The 19,986-nt window shown below is 72.0% G+C and carries 22 protein-coding genes; 8 read left to right on the top strand and 14 right to left on the bottom strand.

What is annotated here, in order from left to right; translation table 11 throughout:
* The first annotated feature begins 521 nt into the window (after positions 1 to 521).
* Positions 522 to 917 carry a hypothetical protein gene (locus ODJ79_RS10955; RefSeq protein ID WP_263023259.1) on the top strand — a complete coding sequence of 132 codons (396 nt, stop codon included), beginning with the start codon at positions 522 to 524 and terminating at the stop codon, positions 915 to 917.
* A 9-nt stretch (positions 918 to 926) separates the two neighbouring features.
* Here ODJ79_RS10955 and ODJ79_RS10960 read toward each other — a convergent pair whose 3' ends face one another.
* The gene (locus ODJ79_RS10960) at positions 927 to 1,505 is read right to left on the bottom strand and encodes a TetR/AcrR family transcriptional regulator (protein WP_263023260.1); all 579 of its coding nucleotides are present in this window, start codon (positions 1,503 to 1,505) and stop codon (positions 927 to 929) included.
* An 82-nt stretch (positions 1,506 to 1,587) separates the two neighbouring features.
* Between ODJ79_RS10960 and ODJ79_RS10965 the strand changes: the two genes are divergently transcribed.
* Together ODJ79_RS10965 and ODJ79_RS10970 are read left to right on the top strand one after the other, a co-directional pair.
* On the top strand, positions 1,588 to 2,034 hold the full coding sequence (locus ODJ79_RS10965) for a DUF6069 family protein (RefSeq protein WP_263023261.1): 447 nt from the start codon (positions 1,588 to 1,590) through the stop codon (positions 2,032 to 2,034).
* An 86-nt stretch (positions 2,035 to 2,120) separates the two neighbouring features.
* Positions 2,121 to 3,713 (top strand): acyl-CoA synthetase, encoded by a 1,593-nt coding sequence (locus ODJ79_RS10970; RefSeq protein WP_263023262.1) that lies wholly within the window; start codon positions 2,121 to 2,123, stop codon positions 3,711 to 3,713.
* A 25-nt stretch (positions 3,714 to 3,738) separates the two neighbouring features.
* On the opposite strand, the gene ODJ79_RS10975 is transcribed toward ODJ79_RS10970, so the two are convergent.
* The 5 genes from ODJ79_RS10975 to ODJ79_RS10995 all read right to left on the bottom strand — a co-directional run bounded on the left by ODJ79_RS10975 (position 3,739) and on the right by ODJ79_RS10995 (position 8,117).
* On the bottom strand, positions 3,739 to 4,545 hold the full coding sequence (locus ODJ79_RS10975; RefSeq protein ID WP_263023263.1) for an SIMPL domain-containing protein: 807 nt from the start codon (positions 4,543 to 4,545) through the stop codon (positions 3,739 to 3,741).
* Positions 4,546 to 4,625: 80 nt separating this feature from the next.
* Positions 4,626 to 5,837 carry an ABC transporter permease gene (locus ODJ79_RS10980; RefSeq protein WP_263023264.1) on the bottom strand — a complete coding sequence of 404 codons (1,212 nt, stop codon included), beginning with the start codon at positions 5,835 to 5,837 and terminating at the stop codon, positions 4,626 to 4,628.
* Positions 5,834 to 6,535: an ABC transporter ATP-binding protein gene (locus tag ODJ79_RS10985; RefSeq protein ID WP_263023265.1), complete on the bottom strand. Its 702-nt coding sequence runs from the start codon at positions 6,533 to 6,535 to the stop codon at positions 5,834 to 5,836. The genes ODJ79_RS10980 and ODJ79_RS10985 overlap by 4 nt, the downstream gene beginning before the upstream one ends.
* Entirely contained in the window at positions 6,532 to 7,593 is a 1,062-nt protein-coding gene (locus tag ODJ79_RS10990) for a peptidoglycan-binding protein (protein WP_263023266.1), read from the bottom strand. Before ODJ79_RS10990 ends, ODJ79_RS10985 begins: the two co-directional genes overlap by 4 nt.
* Positions 7,590 to 8,117: a hypothetical protein gene (locus ODJ79_RS10995; protein ID WP_263023267.1), complete on the bottom strand. Its 528-nt coding sequence runs from the start codon at positions 8,115 to 8,117 to the stop codon at positions 7,590 to 7,592. Before ODJ79_RS10995 ends, ODJ79_RS10990 begins: the two co-directional genes overlap by 4 nt.
* 86 nt (positions 8,118 to 8,203) lie before the next feature.
* Here ODJ79_RS10995 and ODJ79_RS11000 point away from each other — a divergent pair, with 86 nt between their 5' ends.
* Positions 8,204 to 8,869 (top strand): response regulator transcription factor, encoded by a 666-nt coding sequence (locus ODJ79_RS11000; protein ID WP_263023268.1) that lies wholly within the window; start codon positions 8,204 to 8,206, stop codon positions 8,867 to 8,869.
* A gap of 10 nt (positions 8,870 to 8,879) precedes the next feature.
* Entirely contained in the window at positions 8,880 to 9,965 is a 1,086-nt protein-coding gene (locus ODJ79_RS11005; protein WP_317620654.1) for a HAMP domain-containing sensor histidine kinase, read from the top strand.
* Here ODJ79_RS11005 and hsaB read toward each other — a convergent pair.
* The 4 genes from hsaB to hsaA are packed head-to-tail and all read right to left on the bottom strand — an operon-like array spanning position 9,930 to position 13,396.
* On the bottom strand, positions 9,930 to 10,481 hold the full coding sequence (gene hsaB / locus ODJ79_RS11010; RefSeq protein ID WP_411267300.1) for a 3-hydroxy-9,10-secoandrosta-1,3,5(10)-triene-9,17-dione monooxygenase reductase subunit: 552 nt from the start codon (positions 10,479 to 10,481) through the stop codon (positions 9,930 to 9,932). The two genes, ODJ79_RS11005 and hsaB, sit on opposite strands and share 36 nt — an antisense overlap.
* A gap of 16 nt (positions 10,482 to 10,497) precedes the next feature.
* A complete protein-coding gene (hsaC, locus tag ODJ79_RS11015) occupies positions 10,498 to 11,403 on the bottom strand; it encodes an iron-dependent extradiol dioxygenase HsaC (RefSeq protein ID WP_263023271.1) in 906 nt (301 codons plus the stop codon).
* Complete coding sequence (hsaD, locus tag ODJ79_RS11020) at positions 11,400 to 12,212, bottom strand: 4,5:9,10-diseco-3-hydroxy-5,9,17-trioxoandrosta-1(10),2-diene-4-oate hydrolase (protein WP_263023272.1); 813 nt, start codon at positions 12,210 to 12,212, stop codon at positions 11,400 to 11,402. Before hsaD ends, hsaC begins: the two co-directional genes overlap by 4 nt.
* 8 nt (positions 12,213 to 12,220) lie before the next feature.
* Positions 12,221 to 13,396 (bottom strand): 3-hydroxy-9,10-secoandrosta-1,3,5(10)-triene-9,17-dione monooxygenase oxygenase subunit, encoded by a 1,176-nt coding sequence (gene hsaA / locus ODJ79_RS11025; RefSeq protein ID WP_263023273.1) that lies wholly within the window; start codon positions 13,394 to 13,396, stop codon positions 12,221 to 12,223.
* A 94-nt stretch (positions 13,397 to 13,490) separates the two neighbouring features.
* Between hsaA and ODJ79_RS11030 the strand changes: the two genes are divergently transcribed.
* Genes ODJ79_RS11030 through ODJ79_RS11040 form a run of 3 tightly spaced genes read left to right on the top strand, consistent with a single transcriptional unit; the run spans position 13,491 to position 15,828 of the window.
* The gene (locus tag ODJ79_RS11030; protein ID WP_263023274.1) at positions 13,491 to 14,612 is read left to right on the top strand and encodes a 3-ketosteroid-9-alpha-hydroxylase subunit A; all 1,122 of its coding nucleotides are present in this window, start codon (positions 13,491 to 13,493) and stop codon (positions 14,610 to 14,612) included.
* The gene (locus tag ODJ79_RS11035; protein ID WP_263023275.1) at positions 14,609 to 14,848 is read left to right on the top strand and encodes a hypothetical protein; all 240 of its coding nucleotides are present in this window, start codon (positions 14,609 to 14,611) and stop codon (positions 14,846 to 14,848) included. The genes ODJ79_RS11030 and ODJ79_RS11035 overlap by 4 nt, the downstream gene beginning before the upstream one ends.
* Positions 14,848 to 15,828 carry a ferredoxin--NADP reductase gene (locus tag ODJ79_RS11040; protein WP_263023276.1) on the top strand — a complete coding sequence of 327 codons (981 nt, stop codon included), beginning with the start codon at positions 14,848 to 14,850 and terminating at the stop codon, positions 15,826 to 15,828. The genes ODJ79_RS11035 and ODJ79_RS11040 overlap by 1 nt, the downstream gene beginning before the upstream one ends.
* Here the strand turns inward: ODJ79_RS11040 and dmpG are convergent.
* Genes dmpG through ODJ79_RS11060 form a run of 4 tightly spaced genes read right to left on the bottom strand, consistent with a single transcriptional unit; the run spans position 15,815 to position 19,977 of the window.
* On the bottom strand, positions 15,815 to 16,822 hold the full coding sequence (gene dmpG / locus ODJ79_RS11045; RefSeq protein WP_263023277.1) for a 4-hydroxy-2-oxovalerate aldolase: 1,008 nt from the start codon (positions 16,820 to 16,822) through the stop codon (positions 15,815 to 15,817). The genes ODJ79_RS11040 and dmpG overlap by 14 nt on opposite strands.
* A complete protein-coding gene (locus ODJ79_RS11050) occupies positions 16,819 to 17,673 on the bottom strand; it encodes an acetaldehyde dehydrogenase (acetylating) (RefSeq protein WP_263023278.1) in 855 nt (284 codons plus the stop codon). Before ODJ79_RS11050 ends, dmpG begins: the two co-directional genes overlap by 4 nt.
* Positions 17,670 to 18,458, bottom strand: coding sequence for a 2-keto-4-pentenoate hydratase (locus tag ODJ79_RS11055; protein WP_263023279.1), 789 nt, complete (start codon positions 18,456 to 18,458; stop codon positions 17,670 to 17,672). The genes ODJ79_RS11050 and ODJ79_RS11055 overlap by 4 nt, the downstream gene beginning before the upstream one ends.
* Positions 18,442 to 19,977 carry an FAD-binding protein gene (locus ODJ79_RS11060; protein ID WP_263023280.1) on the bottom strand — a complete coding sequence of 512 codons (1,536 nt, stop codon included), beginning with the start codon at positions 19,975 to 19,977 and terminating at the stop codon, positions 18,442 to 18,444. The genes ODJ79_RS11055 and ODJ79_RS11060 overlap by 17 nt, the downstream gene beginning before the upstream one ends.
* Between the last annotated feature and the right edge of the window lie 9 nt (positions 19,978 to 19,986).

Here is a 19,986-nt window from a genome sequence, read left to right on the forward strand (position 1 = left end):
AATAACCAGAGCCAGCACAGCCGCGACCGTGACAGCCTTCTGACCAGCCGTGAACGACTTGAAGGCGCCGATGATCCGGCGAATCGGGGCGGGAAGACGGTCAGTCATATCAGCCTGCATCCTTACCGAAGTTGATCGCGGGCGGCGTGCCGGTCATTGCTGCGAAATGCGTCGTGCGCCGATCCTTAGCGTTTTGCCCGAGCAATCCGTGCTCGCACCATGCAGTTCGACCCGGCCCGGGTGCCGCTGAGCCGGTACCGGGTGCATCGCGGTTGCACGCAGAACGCCCTCGGAGGCCGGTCGAGGCGCGCTTTTTTCACACTTATCTCCCGGGGCTGCCGACCTGACACCGGGGTGGTCAAAGTGACGGCTGAACACGTTTTGCGGCGACGCGGCCGGCTATCACGTCGACCAGTGGACCGGGGAGATGGGCGAGCCTCTCCAGGAGTACGAGCGCCAGTTCGAGTGGTGGGACGTCATCAGGTTCGGCCCGACGTGAAGCCGTCAGTAGGTTGATGGCCATGGAATACCGCACCCAGTTCCAGGCCATTCACAAGCGACCCCAGCTGTACGGCCTGGACGGGTCGTACGGGCAGTACTGCGCCTATCTGGCGGGCCTCGACGCGGGTAACGACGGCCGCCTGCTGACCGGTTTCCGGGAGTGGCTGGTGACCCGCCTGGGCGACGGCAACAACCTGACCTGGCAGGGCCTGGTGATCCACCTGGCCCGCCCGGACGGCGCGGCCGGCGGTCGCGCGGCGGTCGAGTCGGCCGACCGCGACCCGGCCGTCATCGACACGCTCTTCGCCCTGCTGGACGAGTTCTTCGCCCTGCGGGTGGGCCCGCCGGACCTGGTACGCATCTACGACGACTACCTGACCTGGCTCAAGGCCCAGTCCTGGTACCAGCCGACCTGACTACCGGTGTCACGAGGTGGGCCGGAGGGCCGGTAGCAGCACGAAGTCGACGAGGTCCACCGCGGTCCGGTGGTCGAGGGCACGGCGGCGGAAGACCACGTTGCGGAACGCGGCGGCCGGGACGATTCCGGCCAGCAGGTCGGCCGGGGCCGACGAGGCGACTTCGCCACGGGCTTGCCAGCGCCGCAGCACGGCCGCGAAGGCCATGGCGGGCGGCTTGCCGATCGCCGCGTACGCGGCCTCGCGCAGCTCGTCGTTGCGGCCGATCTCGTCGAGCACACCGGCCAGCACCATTGCGGGCCGCCGGTGCGGCTGGACGAAATGCATGGCGCATTCCAGCAGGTCGCCGCGCAACGTGCCGGTGTCGGGCACGGCCGGCGGGCTCTGCAGCGCCTGGACGGCCGCGATCACCAGGCCGATCTTGGACGGCCAGCGCCGGTAGACGGCGGCCTTGCCGGTACCGGCCGCCCGGGCGACGGCCTCCACGGTGGTGGCGGCGAACCCGTGCTGGATGAGCAGGTCCTGGGTGGCGTCGAGGATCGCCGCCTCGAGCGCCGGATCGCGCGGCCGGCCTCCCTGTGAAGACACACAGCAAGTATACGGGACCGAGTGGTACCGTAATTTACGGGACCGATCAGTCCCGTAAGTAAGCCCCGGAGAAGGGTGTGCCATGTCCCGACGTACCGCTCTCATCCTCCTGGCCGTCATCGCCTGCGCCATCGCCGTCAACACGCTGGTCGCCGCGGTCGCCCGGCACGCCGGGGCGAGCGCGACGTTCCCGCCGCTGCAGCTTCCGGTGTACGGCGCGTTCACCGCGGCCGGCGTGCTCGCCGGGTGGGCCGGCTGGCAGCTCGTGCGGCGCCGGTCGGCCCGGCCTCGCCGCGTACTGAAGGTCCTCGTCCCCACCGTGGCCGTGCTGTCGTTCCTCCCCGACGTGGCGCTGCTGACCCTGAAGTTCATCCCGGACACCACCGCGACGGCCGTCGCCGCGCTCATGGTGATGCATGTCGTGGTGGTCGCCTTCGCCGTCCCCGGCTACCAGCTCGCGGCTCCGGTCAACGCGCCGGACGGCGGCGCCGTAGCAGCCCAGCAACCGGTCGGCAACTCCTTGCCGTGACCCAGCTCACTCCTTTACGGTCACGCCAGACTGGTGGAGGACCTCGCTTCGCCTCGACCGCCGTCCCTCGAACAAGGGCTCCGACCATGATCGAGCAGTTGCACGCCGTCCTGCGCATGCACCAGATCGGCATCGTCAATTTGCTGCGTCCGGACCGGCTGCTGCGTGCGGCGGTCAACAACGCCCGGCTCGGCCCGCAGGCCGCTCTGATCAGGAAGGCGGCGGCCGAGCATCCGGACGCTCCGGCGGTGACCGACGACCGTGGCACCCTGACCTACCGGGAGCTCGACGAACAGTCCAATGCCCTGGCACACGCCCTGCAGGAGCTCGGCCTGCCGGCCCGGTCGGTGGTCGGTGTCCTGGCCCGGGACCACCGCGGCCTGCTGCTGGCGATCAGCGGCACCGCCCGGGCCTCGTTACGGCTGGCGCTGATGAACACCGGTCTCGCAAGGCAGCAGTTCGCCGAGGTGGTGGCCCGCGAGAAGATCCGGGTGGTGTTGTACGACAGCGAGTTCGCCGACCTGATCGACGGCCTGCCGGACGACATCCCGCGCTATCTCACCTGGGGTGCGGCCTCCGCCGGCACGCCCATCGACGAGCTGATCGCGGCACACCCGGTCACCCCGCTGCCCCTGCCGGAGCGGCCGGCCGGTTTCATCATCCTCACCAGCGGCACCACCGGCCTGCCCAAGGGCGCGCCGCGCACGAAGGTGTCGCCGCTGGCCAGCGTCCTGATCGCGGACCGGATCCCGTTCCCGCGGCAGGGCGCCGCGGTGTTCGCTTCGCCGCTGTTCCACAGCACCGGCTTCGGAGCCTGGACCGTCGGGCTGTCGCTGGCCAACCACGCCGTACTGCTGCGCCGCTTCGACGCCGAACGCATCCTCGAGGCGATCGCCGAGCACCGGGCCGAGATGCTGGTCGCGGTGCCGACGATGCTCACCCGGATCCTCGCTCTCGGGCCCGAGATCATCGGCAAGTACGACACCTCGTCGCTGCGGACCGTCTTCGTCGCCGGTTCCGCCCTGGCGCCCGAGCTGACGAACCGGTTCCAGGACGTGTTCGGCGAGGTGATCTACAACGTGTACGGGTCCACCGAGGTCGCCGTCGCGTCGGTGGCCCAGCCGGCCGAGGCGCGCCGGGCGCCCGGGACGGTCGGCAAACCGCCGGTCACCGTGCACGTCGCCCTCTACGACGCGAACGACCGCCGGATCACCGAGGCCGGGGTGCACGGGCGGGTGTTCGTGCGTACCGGGATTCCGTTCGAGGGCTACACCGACGGACAGCAGAAGCAGATCATCGACGGCTACATGGCCACCGGCGACCAGGGCCACTTCGACGACGAGGGCCTGCTCTTCATCGACGGCCGCGACGACGACATGGTCATCTCCGGCGGCGAGAACGTGTATCCGGTGGCCGTGGAGAACCTCCTCGCCGAGCGCGACGACGTGGTCGAGGCCGCGGTGATCGGCGTGGACGACCCGGAGTTCGGCAAGCGGCTGCGCGCCTTCATCGTCCCGACCGACTCCTCCGCCCGAGATCCTCAGGTGATCAAGGACTACGTGAAGGCGAGCCTTGCCCGGTATCAGGTGCCGCGCGACGTGGTGTTCGTGGACGCGCTGCCGCGCAATGCCACCGGCAAGGTGCTGCGTCGCGAGCTGCCGACCGGCCCGACGGACTGACCGACACCGATCGCTGCCCGGCCCGTCACCCGGTTGCCGGGCCGGTTTTCCGCATGGCGAGGGCCCATTCCACCGTGACAGTCACCGCAAGCTGCTGCCGGCCCGGGTCGATCGGGAACGGTGCGCTCATGGCGGCCGGGCCGAAGTAGTGGGTGACGGGACCCCCGTCGCTGGGAGCCGCCTCGCTCACCTTGAGGACGCGGCCGAGCGATCGGCCTGCCTCGCCCGCATACAGCGTGGCTTTCCGCCGGGCGTCGGCGAACGCCTTCTTGCGTGCTTTCGTGAGCAGTGCGGTGTCGTTCTCGATGGCGAACGACACGCCGTTCAACCGCGCCGCGTCGCCCCCTGCGGCGATGGCGGCGGACATGAGCTCGCCGGCGCGCCCCAAGTTCCGGATCGTCGCGGTGAGCCCTTCGCTCACGGTGTACCCGATGACCGCCTGCTTGTCGTCCACCTTCGTGCCGATGGTGAGGTTCGACGTCTGAAGGTCGGCTCGGGTGATCCCGGCGTGGATGAGCGAGTCGCGCATCCGGTTGGCCGCCGTGTTGGCGCTTTGCAGAGCCTGGGCGACCGTGGACGCGGTGGTCTCCACCCCGAAGTCGGCGGTGAGCGTGTCGGGCTCACCGCCGACTTCGCCGGTCCCGGTGACCAGGACGCTGTCCTGGGCTTGATCGGCGGGTGGGGAATCCATCGTGGCGGCGGCCGAAGCGAACGCCGGACCACCGCCAAGCGACAATGGCGCCTGCACGACGATTACCGCCAGCGCGACGAGTACGGGCGTGGTAGCACGCGACCGGAACATTTCCCACCTTAAGGGTTGATTTATACCCATTCAACGCCGCCAGGGCTCCGGCCGATGCTGCTTTTCCACCCACATAAACCGTCTGGGCGAAGGACAACCGCCCCGAGGTCTCAGGCCGTGCGCAGGGCCACGGTCGGTGGCAGCCGGGACGCCCGGACGGCCGGTAGGAGGCCGGCGACCGCGCCGATCAGGACGGCCGCGCCGATGCCGCCGGACCAGGCCTGGACCGGGATCACGACCGCCCAGCTCTTCGCGGTCGCGTACACCGCCGTCGCCGCGGCACCGGCCAGCACGCCGGCCACCCCGCCGAGGGCGGCGAGCAGGACGGCCTCGGCCAGGAACTGCGTCCTTATCTGGCCCTGGGTCGCGCCGAGGGCGCGCCGCAGGCCGATCTCCGAGCGGCGCTCCAGGACCGAGATGATCATGATGTTGGCAACGCCGACGGCCCCCACGATCAGCGCCACCACGCCGAGCCCGAGGAAGAGGCTGTCGAACGCCCCGGCCGCGGCGGCGCGGGCGGTGAGCACGTCGGACGGCTGGCTGACGTTCACCTCGTTCGGCGCCTCGGGGTCGGCGGTCGGCGCCAGCAGCGCCTGCACCGCGGCCACCCGGTCGATGTCGGCGCGCACGTAGATCGAGCTCGGCGGGCCGGCCGTCGGCTCGCCGCCGGCCATGCTGACGTAGCCGAGATACCGCTGGGCGGCCGGGTACCCGATCAGGGCGCTGTTGTCGATGTCCGGCTCCAGCGGCGACGGGGCCAGGACGCCCGCCACGGTGAACCACTGGTGGCCCAGCCAGATCCGCTTGTTCTCGATCCGGTCGATGCCCAGCCGCAGCGCGGCGACCGAGCCGAGCACCGCGACCGGCTCGCGGGCGGTGCCCTCGTTGAGCCACTCGCCGCGGGCGACGGCGGTGCGCAGCACGGCCGGCAGGTTCAGGCTGGTGGCCCGCACCTGGAGGCCACCGGAGTTGCCGGCCGGGATCATCGAGCTGCGGTAGACCTTCTCGTCCTTCAGCAGGCCGGTGTGCGCCACCTGTTCGACCCCGGCCAGGTGGGTGATCCGGGCCGGCGCCTCGCGGGGCAGCAAGGCCGGCTGCCCGGTGAGGCTCTGCCCGGCCTCGGCGGTCAGCATGTTCGGGCCGAGCCGGGCGATCTCCGCGAGCAGCCCGGCCTGCGAGGAGGCGGACACCCCGAGAACGGCCACGATCGCCGCGGTTCCGATCGCGATCCCGAGCGCGGACAGCGCGGCGCGCAGCGGCCGGGCGCGCAGCCCGGTACTCGCCACCCGCAGCCCGTCCTTGGGCCGCAGTCGTGTCCTCATCGCACCTCCCCCGTGCCGGAGGTGTCCTCGACCACCCGGCCGTCCAGGACCCGGATCCGGCGCGGCAGCTGATCGGCGAGCGCCGCGTCGTGCGTGATCATGATGATGGTGGCGCCCGCGGCGTTCAGCTCGCGGATCAGCCGCATGATCGATGCCCCGGTGGCGCTGTCGAGGTTCCCGGTCGGCTCGTCGGCGAGCACGATCGCCGGCCGCCCGACGAGGGCCCGGGCGATCGCCAGCCGCTGCCGCTCCCCGCCGGAGAGCTTGGTGGGCCGGAAGCCGGCGCGGCCGGCCAGCCCGACCCGGTCGAGCGCCTCGTCCGCGCGCCGGTACCGCTCGGCGGCGGGGACGCCCGCGTAGAGCAGCCCGTCCGCGACGTTCTCCCGCACCGTGGCGTGCTCGGCCAGGAAGAACTGCTGGAACACGAACCCGATCTCCCGGGCCCGCAGCCGGGACAGCTCGCGGTCGCTGAGCCCGGCCGCGTCCACCCCGCCGATCCGGACCACGCCGCCGCTGGGCCGCTCCAGCGTCCCCATGATGTGCAGCAGCGTGGACTTGCCCGACCCGCTGGGCCCGACGACCGCCACCAGCTCGCCCCGCCGGACGGAGAGGGACACCCCCTGCAGGGCCGGCACCGGCGGCTGCTCCCCGTAGACCTTGGTCACCCCGGCCAGGTCCAGAACCGTTTCGCCGCTCACGAGGCCGGCACCACCACGTGGTCGCCCTCGTGCAGGTCGCCCTCGACCTGGACCTGCCCGCTGGAGCTGTCGAACAGGCCCACCTCCACCGCGACCAGCGCGCGGGCGCCGCCGGCCCGGACGACCTCGACCGCGAACCCGCCGCCGGATTTCCCGACGAGCGCGGTGACCGGGACGTTCAGGGCGCTGTCCACCCCCGCCGTCGTGATCTCCACCTGCACCGGGGCCTGGTCGAGCCCGCGCGCCTGCGCCGGATCGTCGAGGCCGAGGTACGCCGGGACGGTCGCGCCGCCGGCGCCGGTCTGCTGCCCGTCCGGGACCTGGGCGACCCGCCCCAGCCGGGCCACCCGGCCGGTCGCCGACCGGTTGCCGGGCAGCGTGATCCGCGCCCGGCAGCCCGCCTTCACCAGGCCCTGCTGCAGGGCGTCGAGGGTCACCCGCACCTCGAGCGTGTCGGACGTGGCCTGGACGACCGGCGCGCCCGGCTGGGCGGCCGCGCCGAGCACGCCGGACACCTTGGCGATCCGCACCGGCTCGGGCAGCACGACCGCATCGTCGAGGCCGAGCTCGCCGGTCACCTCCGCGCCCCGGTCGTGCTGGAGCGCCCGAAGGCCGGTCCGCGTCCTCGCGGTGAAGCTGCTGCCCGTGGCGGCCGGGTAGCCGAGCCGGCGCAGGTTCTCGTTGAGCTCCCGGACGTCGTTGCCGGTATCGCCGCCCCGCAGGTCGCGGTAGGCCGGGACCGGGCCGCACAGCAGCAGCACCGGCCGGTCGTCCACCCGGTAGAACACGTCGCCGCAGCCGATCTTGTCGCCGCCGCCGGGCAGTGCGGTGTAGGTCCCGGCGGCGTGATTGATCGCGGAGTACGGGTTCCGATAGGTCAGGATCCCGTCCAGCGAGACGGTGGCCGCGAGCTTCCCCTTCTGCACCGTCGCCGTGCTCGCCGGGTCCTGCGTGGCGGGCGCCGCCTCCGTCGAACCGGACGCGGCGGCCACCCCGCCGGTGACGGTCGCGGTGACCAGGACGGCCGCCCCGGCCAGCGCCCAGGTTGTCCGCTTCACGGCCGGCCCTTCTGGACGATCCCGGCCACGAGATCGCCGCACTTGTCCTGCGCGGCGCGCAGCACCGGATCGCTCCGGACGTCCTTCCCGGCGAGGGACGGGATGCGATTGGTGTCGATGATGGGATCGGCCGGGCCGGGGTCCGGAAAGTCCCGCACGCCGTTGTCGCGCATGCACGCGGCGAACTTCAGGACCTGCGCCTGCTGCTCGGCGGTCCGCTTGCCGCCGGTGAACCCGGCCGGTTGGAGGTCCTTGCACGCGTCGAGGGCCTTCTTCCACTCGGCGCTGTCCGGGTTCAGCGACGAGCCGTTCAGCACCCCGTCGACCGTGAAGGTGCCCGACGCGTCCGGGTCCGGGAACCCCTTGACGCCGTTGTCGCGCATGCACGCGGCGAATTTCACCGCCTTGTCGTGGTTGGCGGCCGCATTGTCGCCGGCGCCGGCGGTCGAGGTCTTCGAGCATCCCGCGCCGATCAGGGCGGCGAGGGCGAGGGCGGCCAGCGGCCGGAGCATTCTCCTGGACATTGCCGCAGTACACCGGATGCGCCGTTACCAGCACGTATGCGGTTTTCCATACGCCGGCGATAGGTCCCGGCTCGTTAGAATCGGGCGTGCGTGTGCTGATCGTCGAGGACGAGCCCTACCTGGCCGAGGCCATCCGGGACGGCCTGCGCCTGGAGGCGATCGCCGCCGACGTCGCCGGGGACGGCGACACCGCGCTGGAGCTGCTGGCAGTCAACGCGTACGACATCGCCGTGCTCGACCGCGACATCCCGGGCCCGTCCGGCGACGAGGTCGCCGAGCACGTCGTCGCCTCGGGCAGCGGCCTGCCCATCCTCATGCTCACCGCCGCCGACCGGCTCGACGACAAGGTCTCCGGTTTCGAGCTCGGCGCCGACGACTACCTCACCAAGCCGTTCGAGCTGCGCGAGCTCGTGCTCCGGCTGCGCGCGCTCGACCGCCGCCGCGGCCACAACCGTCCACCGGTACGCGAGATCGCCGGTCTCCGGCTCGATCCGTTCCGCCGGGAGGTCTACCGCGACGGCCGTTACGTCGCGCTCACCCGCAAGCAGTTCGCCGTGCTCGAGGTCCTGGTCGCCGCCGAGGGCGGGGTCGTCAGCGCCGAGGAGCTGCTGGAGCGGGCCTGGGACGAGAACGCGGACCCGTTCACCAACGCCGTCCGGATCACCGTGTCGGGACTGCGCAAGCGCCTCGGCGAGCCGTGGATCATCGGCACCGTGCCCGGCGCGGGCTACCGGATCGACACGCATGGGTAGGGCCCCGGGAATGAGCGTCCGCCTCAAGCTCACCCTCAGCTACACCGGTTTCCTGCTGCTCGCGGGCGCCCTGCTGCTGGCCGCCGTGTGGGTGTTCCTGCTGCGGTACGTGCCGGACCGGGCGCTGCTGATCTCGGCCGACCCCGGCATGCAGGGCGGCGTCTTTCCGGTCCGGTCCGCCCTGCTGCACGTCTTCGCGCCGAGGGCGGCCGCGGTCATGGCGGTCCTGCTGGTGTTCGGCCTCGTGGGCGGGTGGCTGCTGGCCGGCCGCATGCTCGCCCCGCTGACCCGGATCACCGAGGCCACGCGCACGGCCGCGAGCGGATCGCTCGCCCACCGCATCCGGCTGGAGGGCAGGTGGGACGAGTTCCGCGAGCTCGCCGACGCCTTCGACACCATGCTCGCCCGGCTCGAGGCGCAGGTCGCCGAGCAGCAGCGTTTCGCCGCCAACGCCTCGCACGAGCTGCGTACCCCGCTGGCGATCACGCAGGCCCTGCTCGACGTGGCCCGGCAGGATCCGGACGGCGCCGGCGGCGAGGTCGTCGACCGCCTGCACGCGGTCAACGCCCGGGCGATCGAGCTCACCGAGGCGCTGCTCCTGCTCAGCCGCGCCGACCAGCGGGCCTTCACGCCGGAGCGGGTCGACCTGTCGCTGATCGCCGAGGAGGCCACGGAGACGCTCCTTCCCTTCGCCGAGAAGCGAGGCGTGACCATCGAGACGACCGGCGAGCTGACTCCCGCCGTCGGCTCACCCGCGCTGCTGCTGCAGATGACGACGAACCTCGTGCACAACGCGATCGTCCACAATCTGCCGCAGGGCGGCACCGTGTGGGTGACGACCGGCGGCGGGCAGCTCACCGTCGAGAACACCGGCGAGACGCTCAGCCCACACGACGTCGCCCGCATGGTCGAGCCGTTCGAGCGCGGCGCCGGGCGCGTGCGCACCGACCACGGCGGTGTCGGCCTCGGCCTGGCCATCGTCCGGAGCGTCGCCGAGGCGCACGACGGCACCCTCGCCCTTCAGCCACGCGCGGGCGGCGGGCTGCGCGTCACCGTACGACTAAATCCAGTCCGTGTGCCGGGGCCAGGCCAGTAGCGTGTCCACCACCTCGGGTTCGGCGGCCGCCGGGACCGGTGCGGCGGCGTGGTAGCGGCCCTTGAAGAACAGCAGTGGGCCGGCGCCGCGGCACTCGCCGAGGGTCAGCACCCGGCCGACGACGATCGCGTGGTCGCCGCCCGGATGCACCGCCTCCACCCGGCATTCCGCCCAGGTCAGCACCCCCGCGAGCAGGGGCACGCCGGCCGGGGAAGAAATCCAGTCGACGCCGGCGAACTTGTCCGGTCCGCTGGTCCCGAACGCGCGCGACACCTCGTCGTGGCCTTCGGCCAGAACATTCACCCCGAACATTCCGGTACGCCGGATCCGTTGCCACGTCTGCGATCCCGCCTGCGGGCAGAACAGCACCAGCGGCGGGTCCAGCGACAGCGGCGCGAAGGCCTGACACGCGAACCCGGCCGGCCCCCGCTCGTCGGCCGTCGTGATGATCGTGACGCCGGTGGCGAAGTGGCCGAAGACCCGGCGGAACTCCCGCGAGTCCAGGCCGGCCGGGATGACGCTCACACCGGCCTCAGTGCCCGGCGCCGGGCGCGAACCGGTGACCCCAGACGCTGTGCGCGGTGGTCTGCCGGGCCACCCAGGTGGCGTCGTCCACCGTGAGGCCGCCGGTGCCGTACTCGATGTCGAAGCCACTCGGCGTACGCACGTAGAAGGAGATCATGTGGTCGTTGGCGTGCCGGCCGAGCGTGGAGATCATCGGCGCCTTGTTCTTGGCGCAGCGGTCCATCGCCAGGCCCACGTCGTCGATCGTCTCGGCCTCGGTCATCAGATGGATCAGGCCGCTGGGCGCGGGGATCGGGGCCAGCGCGACGCTGTGGTGCCGCGGGCCGCAGCCGAGGAAGCGCATCCACAGTGGCCGGTCGCTGGGCGGCAGGCCGAGGTGCTCCGGCACCAGCCGCATCGAGTCGCGCAGCCGGAAGCCGAGCACGTCGGTCCAGAACCGCAGCGACGCGGCGTCGTCGAAGGCGGGCAGCACCACGTGCCCCATCCCCTGGTCGCCGGTGACGAACCTGGTCCCGTACGCGCCGAGGGCAGGCCGGGTGTCGAGGGCGGCGCCGCAGAAGAACTCGAGCCGGTTCCCGGACGGGTCGTCCACGCTGACCATCTGCGCGACCCGCCGATCGGCGAGCTCGTCGCCCCCGGCGGTCTTGGCCGCGACCCCGGCCTCCTCCAGCGAAAGAAGCAGCCGGGCGAACGCCGACGGGTCGGCCACCTCCCAGCCGCTGGCGGCCAGCCGGTCGCGGTCCCCCGGCAGCACCACGATGCGCGCCGGCAGGTCGTCCATGCGCAGGTAGACGGCCGACGGGTCGGGGCCGCGGCCCTCGACCATGCCGAGCACCTTGACCCCGAACGCCCGCCAGGCGGCGACGTCGGTGGCCTCGACCCGCAGGTAGCCGAGGGATCGGATGAGACTCACGACCTGTCCCCTTCCAGGAAGTCGAACGCCAGGCGGTTGAACTCGTCGAACTTCTCCAGGTGCGCCCAGTGCCCGCAGCCGCCGAAGACGTGCAGCCGGCAGCGGCGGATCACCTTCAGCGCGACCAGCGCGCCGTCGAGCGGGTTGACCCGGTCCTCCCGGCCCCAGACCAGCAGGACCTCGTTGCGCAGCCGGTGCGCCTCGCGCCAGAGCATGCCGTCCTCATAGCGCGCGGGGTCGGTGAACGAGGCGCCCATCTCGCGCAGGGCGCGCAGCGCGGCCGGGGTGGCGGCGGCGGCGAGCCGCTCATCGATCAGCTCGTCGGTGACCAGGGCGGGATCGAACACGAGCGTACGCAGGAACGCGGCCATCCGTTCCCGGCTCGGCCCGGCCCCGAACGCGCCCAGCCGCTTGACGCCCTCGGTCGGGTCGGCGGCGAACACGTTGAGGCTGAGCCCGCCGGGGCCCATCAGCAGCAGCTTGCCGGCGCGGGCCGGGTGGCGCAGCGCGAACCGGACCGCGGTGCCGCCGCCGAGCGAGTTGCCGATCAGGTCGACCCGGTCCAGGCCGAGCTCGTCGAGCAGCCCGGCCAGAGCGTCGGCGGAGTGGGTGAAGTACTGCTCCTTGATGTCACCAAGTTCTGAGCTGCCGTATCCGGGCTGATCGGGTGCGATCGTGTCGAAGCGTTTGGCGAAGACCGGAATCGTACGGCCGAAGTTGCTCCACGCCGATGCACCCGGGCCGCCGCCGTGCAGCAGGACGACCGGGGTCGTGCCGACCGGCCCGGTCCGGTGGAAATGCAGTGTCATCGAGGACCTCACACCATTGCGTCGGCGACGGACAGGCCGAACTCGCCCCGCCCGTACATGGAAAGGGCCCGTTCGGGGTCGTTGATCGCGTGCACCCGGCCGGCGTGCGCGTCCCGCCAGTACCGCTGGATCGGGTGGCTGGTGTAGATGGATCGGCCGCCGGAGTTCTCGAAGAGCCGGTCCACCGCCTGGATCGCCAGCTCGGTGCCGCGGACCTGGTCGCGGCGCACCCGCAGGCGCAGCCGCATCGGCAGCTTCTCCCCCGCCCTGGCGAGGGTCATCAGCTCGGTCATGTTCACCGTCAGCGCGTTCCAGGCGGCGTCGATGTCGCCGGCCGCCCGGGCCACCCGGACCTGCGAATACGGGTCCTCGGCGGCGCGCACCCCGGCGTACGCGGCGCGGACCCGCTCGCGCATGTAGGAGACGTGCGCGTCGTACGCCCCGGTCGCCATCCCGATGATCGGGGTGGTGATCGAGTACGGGAAGATCGAACCGTACGGGATCCGGTACAGCGGCGCGGTGTTCTGCTCCTGGCCGGGGCCGAAGCAGCGGGCCGTGTCGCCGAAGCTGAGCGACCGGTACGCCGGGACGAACGCGCCGGCGACCACGATGTCGTTGCTGCCGGTGCCGCGCAGCCCGATGGTCTGCCAGACGTCCTCGACCGTGTAGTCCGCGGCGGGGATCAGGAACGTGCGGAAGTCGGCCGGTGCGCCGTCCTCGCCCGGCGGGACGATGCCGCCGAGCAGCACCCAGGTGGCGTGCTCGGAGCCGGACGAGAAGCTCCACCGCCCGCTGACCTGATAGCCGCCCTCGACCTGCTTGATCTTGCCGGTCGGCGCGTACGACGAGGACATCAGCGTGCCCGGGTCGTCGCCCCAGACGTCCTGCTGGGCCTGGTCGGGGAAGAGGCCCATCTGCCAGTTGTGCACCCCGATCACCGAGGCCACCCAGCCGGTCGACCCGCAGGCGCTCGCGATGTCGCGCACGCAGCTCAGGAAGGTGATCGGATCGGCTTCGAACCCGCCGAACCGGGCCGGCTGCAGCAGCCGGAAGAAGCCGGTCGCGGCGAGCGACTTGACCGTCTCGGCGGACAGCTGCCGGCGGTCCTCCGTCTCCTGCGCCCTGTCCCGCAGAACAGGTAGCAGTTCCTGCACGCCCGACGCGACCGCTGCGGCGCCTTCCATGAGAACCCTCCGCTGGCTTGGCTGGCGAACTCAACGGTCCCTATACTAGAACACGTTCTACCTGACGGGCTACCGCCGAACCTGGGAGCGACACATGAGCGACGGCGCGGAGGCACGCACGATCGACACGGGGGCGCTGCCGACCAGGTTCGCCCGGGGCTGGCACTGCCTGGGCCTGGCCGACTCGTTCCGGGACGGCAAGCCGCACGCGATCGAGGCGTTCGGCACCAAGCTCGTGGTCTTCGCCGACTCGGCCGGGGCGCTGCACGTGCTCGACGGCTACTGCCGGCACATGGGCGGCGACCTGACCATGGGCACCATCAAGGGCGACGAGGTGGCCTGCCCGTTCCACGACTGGCGCTGGCGCGGCGACGGCCGATGCGCCGCGGTACCGTACGCGCATCGCGTGCCGCCCCGCGCCCGGACGAGGTCATGGCAGGTTCTGGAAGAGAATCGGCAGTTGTTCGTCTGGAACGATCCGCAGGGCTCGACGCCGCCGCCGGAGCTGGCGATCCCGCGGATCGAGGCCGCCTTCTCCGCCGAGTGGAGCGCCTGGACCTGGGACTCGATCCGGATCGACGGCGCCAACTGCCGGGAGATCATCGACAACGTCGTCGACATGGCGCACTTCTTCTACATCCACTTCGCCTTCCCGACGTTCTTCAAGAACGTCCTCGAGGGCCACGTGGCGGCGCAGTTCCTGCAGACCCGGCCGCGGCCGGACGTGCCGATCACGGCCAAGCAGTCCGGGGACGCGACGCTGCGCTCGGAGGCCGCGTACTACGGCCCCTCGTACATGATCGATTATCTCTACAACAACTACAAAGGCATCGACGTCGAATCGGTGCTGATCAACTGTCACTACCCGGTCTCCGCGGACTCGTTCGTGCTCCAGTGGGGCGTGATCGTCAAGCGCCTGCCCGGCCTCACCACCGAGCAGGCGGAACGGGCGGCGGCGAAGTTCGCGAAGAGCATCGGGATCGGCTTCGAGCAGGACGTGGAGATCTGGAAGCACAAGAGCCGGATCGACAACCCGCTGCTGTGCGCCGAGGACGGCCCGGTCTACCAACTGCGCCGCTGGTACGAACAGTTCTATGTGGACGTCGAGGACATCACCGAGGACATGGTGGCCCGGTACGAGTTCGAGGTCGACACCACCCGCGCCGTCGAGACGTGGACGGCCGAGGTCGAGGCCAACATGAAGAAGACGGCATGACCGCCTGCACCGAGCGGCAGGAGTACCTCGAAGGCGGGTACGCGGAGCTCTCCTGCGCCCGCTGCGCCGCGCTGGTCCGGGTGCGCAAGTCGAGCCCCCAGCAGACCAGTGTGCAGTGGACGAGGGCGGCCGAGAGCATCTGCTCCACCCGGCTCAGCGCGCTCGTGCCGACCTGCCCCGACCTGCGGGCCAGCATCGAGGATGCGGTCCGCGCCGGCAAGCTGGAGGTGACCTGATGGCGCACCGGCTGCGGGTCGCCGAGGTCATCGCGGAGACGCCGGACGCGCACTCGCTGGTCCTGGCGGTGCCGCCGGCGCTGGCGGCGGCGTTCGCCTACCGACCTGGGCAGTACCTGACCGTCCTGGTGCCGCAGAACGGCGGCAACGTGGCCCGCTGCTACTCGCTCTCCAGCTCGCCGCACACCGACGCCGACCTGAAGATCACGGTGAAGCGGGTGCGCGACGGGCAGGCGTCGAACTGGATCTGCGACCACGTCCGGGCCGGCGGCACCCTCGAACTGCTGCCACCGGCCGGCGAGTTCACCCCGGCCTCGCTCGACGACGATCTGCTGCTGCTGGCCGGCGGCAGCGGCATCACGCCGGTGATCGGCATCATCAAGTCGGTGCTCGCCACCGGCCGCGGCCGGCTGACCCTGATCTACGCGAACCGGGACGAGCGCTCGGTCATCTTCGCCGCCGAGCTCGACGCGCTGCGCGAACGGCACGGCAACCGGCTGACCGTCACGCACTGGCTGGACAGCGAGCGCGGCGCCCCGGACGCGGCCGCACTGGCTGACCTGATCGCGCCGGTGAGCGGCCGGGAGGCGTACGTCTGCGGTCCGGAACCTTTTGTCGCAGTGAGCCGGAAGGCGTTGCAGAAAGCCGGAGTGCCGGAGGAAAGGATCCGCGTGGAGCGGTTCGAGATCGAGCCGTCGGCGGGGGTGGACGCCACCCTCCAGGTGGAGATCGACGGGCAAACGCACCGCCTGCCGTGGCCGGCCGGGCAGCGGATGCTCGACGTGGTGATCGGGGCCGGGCTGAACCCGCCGTTCTCCTGCCGGCAGGGGCATTGCGGCTCGTGCGCGCTGCGGCTGCTCGGCGGCGAAGTCGACCTGGTGCACAACGAGGTGCTCGAACAGGAGGACTTCGACGACGGCTACATCCTCGCCTGCCAGGCGGTGGCCCGCACCGAGACGGTGTCGGTCACCTACTACTGAGCTGTACGGCGATGTCGATCAGCTGGTCCTCCTGGCCGCCGACCAGCCCGCGGGCACCCGCCTGCACAAGAATCTCGGCGCCGGACACGCCGTACCGGGAAGCGAGCGTGAAGGCGTGCCCCAGGAAGCTGGAGTAGACCCCGGCGTACCCCATGATCAGGGCCATCCGGTCGAGCTTGCACTCGTCGGCCATCACCGGTCGCACCACGTCCTCGGCCGCATCGACAATGGCGAAGAAGTCCACGCCGGTCTCGATGCCGAGCTTGTCGCAGACGCCGACGAAGGCTTCGACCGGTGTGTTTCCGGCGCCCGCGCCGAACCGGCGGGTGCTGCCGTCGATCTGCTTGGCGCCGGCCCGCACGGCCAGCACCGAGTTGGCCACGCCGAGGCCGAGGTTCTCATGCCCGTGGAAGCCCACCTGCGCGTCGCCGCCCAGCTCGGCGACAAGCGCGGCCACCCGGTCGGCGGTCTGGTCGAGCACCAGCGCGCCGGCCGAGTCGACCACGTAGACGCACTGGCAGCCGGCGTCGGCCATGATGCGGGCCTGCTTGGCGAGGGCCTCGGGCGGCTGGGAGTGCGCCATCATCAGGAAGCCGACCGTCTCCAGCCCGAGCTCGCGGGCCAGGCCGAAGTGCTGCTCGGTGATGTCCGCCTCGGTGCAGTGGCTGGCGATCCGGCAGACCGTGGCGCCGTTGCCGGCCGCCTCGCGGATGTCGTCGAACAGGCCGATGCCCGGCAGCATCAGGAAGGCGATCTTCGCGCGGGTCGCGGTGCGCACGGCCGCCTTGATGAGCTCCTGTTCGGGCGTGCGGCTGAGACCGTACGTGAACGACGACCCGCCCAGACCGTCCCCGTGGGTCACCTCGATCACCGGCACGCCGGCCGCGTCCAGGGCCGCGACCACCGCGGTCACCTCGTCCACGATGAACTGATGGCGCTTGGCGTGCGAGCCGTCGCGCAGCGACGAGTCGGTGATCCTGATGTCGGCGGTCATGTGGCGAGCTCCTCCCCGACCCGGCAGGCGGCCGCGGTCATGATGTCCAGATTTCCGGCGTACGGCGGAAGGAAGTCCCCGGCGCCGCGAATCTCCACGAAGATCGCGACCCGGCCGTCGTGGAACTGGGGCTCGTTGAGCAGCCGGTAGCCGGGCACGTAGCGGGCCACCTCGGCGGCCATCGCGTGCACCGACTCGGCCACCTTGACGAGGTCGGCGTCCGGCCCGATCGCGCAGAACACGGTGTCGCGCATGATGAGCGGCGGATCGGCCGGGTTGAGTACGACGATCGCCTTGCCCCGCCCGGCGCCGCCGACCACTTCGAGCGCCCGGCCGGTGGTGCGGGTGAACTCGTCGATGTTCGCCCGGGTGCCCGGCCCGGCCGAGCGGGACGCCACGGTCGCCACGATCTCGGCGTAGCTCACCGGCGTGCACCGGGAGACCGCGTGCACCATCGGGATGGTCGCCTGCCCGCCGCAGGTGATGAGGTTCAGGTTCGGCGCGTCGAGGTGCTCGCCCAGGTTGACCTCGGGCACCACGAGCGGCCCGACCGCGGCCGGGGTCAGGTCGATCGCGCGGATGCCGGCCTCGGCGTAGCGCGGCGCGGCGGCCCGGTGCACGGCCGCCGAGGTGGCCTCGAAGACCAGGTCGGGCAGCGGGTCCTGGGCGAGCAGCCAGTCGACGCCGTGCGCGCTCACGGCGAGCCCTTCCTTTGCCGCGCGGCGCAATCCCGGGCTCTCCGGGTCGATGCCGACCATCCACTGTGGCTCGATCAGGTTCGATCGCCGCAGTTTGTACAGCAGGTCGGTGCCGATGTTGCCGGATCCGACGATGGCGGCCGTGACGGTCACCGGGACACCTCCGCGAAGGACAGCCGGACCTCGCCGAGGCCGGTGAAGACGGCATGGAACTCGTCGCCGGGCAGCACGTCCACCGCCCGGCAGCAGGCGCCCGGCATGATCAGGTGACCGGCGCGCAGGTGGACCCCGAAACCCGCGACGGTACGGGCGAGCCAGGCCACCGCGGTCACCGGATTGCCGAGCACCGCGTCCGACCGGCCCTGCGCCACCACCGCGCCGCCCTTGTAAAGCACCGCGTCGATGCCGCGCGGGTCGATCCGGCCCGGCGGCACCCGGCCGGCGCCGACCACGAAGCCGGCCGAGGAGGCGTTGTCCGCGATCGTGTCCGGCAGGCTGATCTTCCAGTCCCGAATCCGGCTGTCGATCAGCTCAATCGACGGCGCGAACGCCTCGGTGGCGGCCAGCACGTCGGCCTCGGTGCAGCCGAAGCCGGGCAGGTCGGCGCCGAGCAGGAAGGCCACCTCGATCTCGACCCGCGGGTAGCAGTACCGCGCCGCATCGACCGGCTCCTTTTCGGACAGTCGCATGTCGGCCAGGAGGTGCCCGTAGTCGGGCTCGTCGACGCCCATCATCTGCTGCATCGCCGCCGACGACAGCCCCACCTTGTGCCCCACCACCTCGCCACCGCGGCGATGGATGTTGAAGAGCTGGATCGCGTACGCGTCGGCCGCCGTCAGCTCCGGCCGGTCGTGCACCAGCGGCGGGATCGGCGCGCGGTCGCGCTCGGCGTCGCGCAGCCGGTCGGCGAGGGCGCGACAGTCAGCCTCGGTGAGCATGCAGACCTCCCCGGTCCTCCGATGCGACGCTCCGGCCCGCCCGGCGCCCGGAGAAGACACAGTCGGCCAGCGACAGCCCGCTGACGTAGCTGCGCGAGCAGATGCCGACGGCGGTGCGGCCGGCCGCGTACAGGCCGGGGACGCCGAGCGCCTGCCCGTTGTTCTCGTCGACCCGCAGGCCGCCGAGGGTGAGCATCGGCGCCGGCACGGCGGTCCGCTTCCGGACCGAAAAATCGATCATCGAGTACGGCGGTACACCCTGGTAGTCCGCCAATCCCGCCGGGTCCACGCCGGCCCGTCGGGCGACCGCCGCGAGCGTCGGCCCGCTGACCCGGCCGACGGTGAGCAACCAGAACGCCTGCCAGCGCTGGAACCACAGGGTCTGCTCCCACACCTGGCGGCGGCACCGCTTCAGGGTGGGCGCGTCGAGCAGCAGCCAGGCGCGGCCGCCGGGCGAGCGCAGCACCGCCTCGCCGATCGCTGCGCCGTACCGGGTCTCGTCGCAGATGCGCCGGCCGTCCCGGTCGACCAGCCGGCCGCCGAGCATGCCCGAGGGCGGGGTGAGGAACCGCCAGATGCTGACCCGGTCGAGGTGGGCGGTGCTCGCGCCGGCCGCGACGCCCAGCCGGATGCCCGAGCCGTCGTCGCCGGGCGTGCCCAGCCGCAGGCCGCCGCGGTAGTCCGGGGCGTGCTCGCGCATCATCTGCCGGTCGAAGACGAACCCGCCGGCGGCCAGCACCACGCCCCGGGCGGCGCCGATCCGCAGCGGGCGGCCGTACCGGCGTTCGATCCCGGCGACCGGGCGGTTCAGCGCCTTGCCCAGGCCGGGCAGGTAGACGCCGGGCTTGACCGACCAGCGGTGCAGCACCCGATGGGCGAGCCGGGCCCAGGCCGGTGCGGCCCGCAGGGTGCGGCACTCGACCCCGGTCACCCGGCCGTCCGCCCCGGTGACCAGCCGCTCGGCCCGGGTCTGGTCGCGCCGTTCGACGCCGCGGTCCCGCGCGGCGGCGGCGAGGCGGGCCGCGAACACCCGGCCGGAGGTGCCGCGCGCGTAGACCCGGTGGCCGCGCGGCGCGGGCGGCGCGACCTGCGCGAACGCCGTCTCGCTGCCGGAGAAGTAGAGGTAGTGCCGGTTCGTCGGGTACGAGGTCTTGTACGGACACAACCGCGCGTCGAACGGCACGCCCAGCCCGGCCAGCCAGTCGACCATCGCCACGCTCTCGTCGCAGAACCGGCGCAGGGTCTCGGCCGAGACCGCGTCGCCGGCCTCCTCGCGCAGGTAGTCGTACATCGCCTGCGGGGTGTCGGTGACGCCGGCCGCCCGCTGCTGCGCGGTGCCGCCGCCGGCGTAGACCACGCCGCCGGAGATCGCGGTCGCGCCGCCGCCGCCGAACCGGTCGAGCACGAGCACCCGCGCGCCCGCGTCGGCGGCCTCGATCGCGGCGCACGCCCCGGCCGCGCCGAAGCCGACCACGATGACGTCGGCCGTCTCGTCCCAAGGCGCGGTGGTGGCGTCCACGGAAAAACT

It is taken from the genome of Actinoplanes sp. KI2 (genome assembly GCF_025630775.1).
Taxonomy (GTDB): Bacteria; Actinomycetota; Actinomycetes; order Mycobacteriales; family Micromonosporaceae; genus Actinoplanes.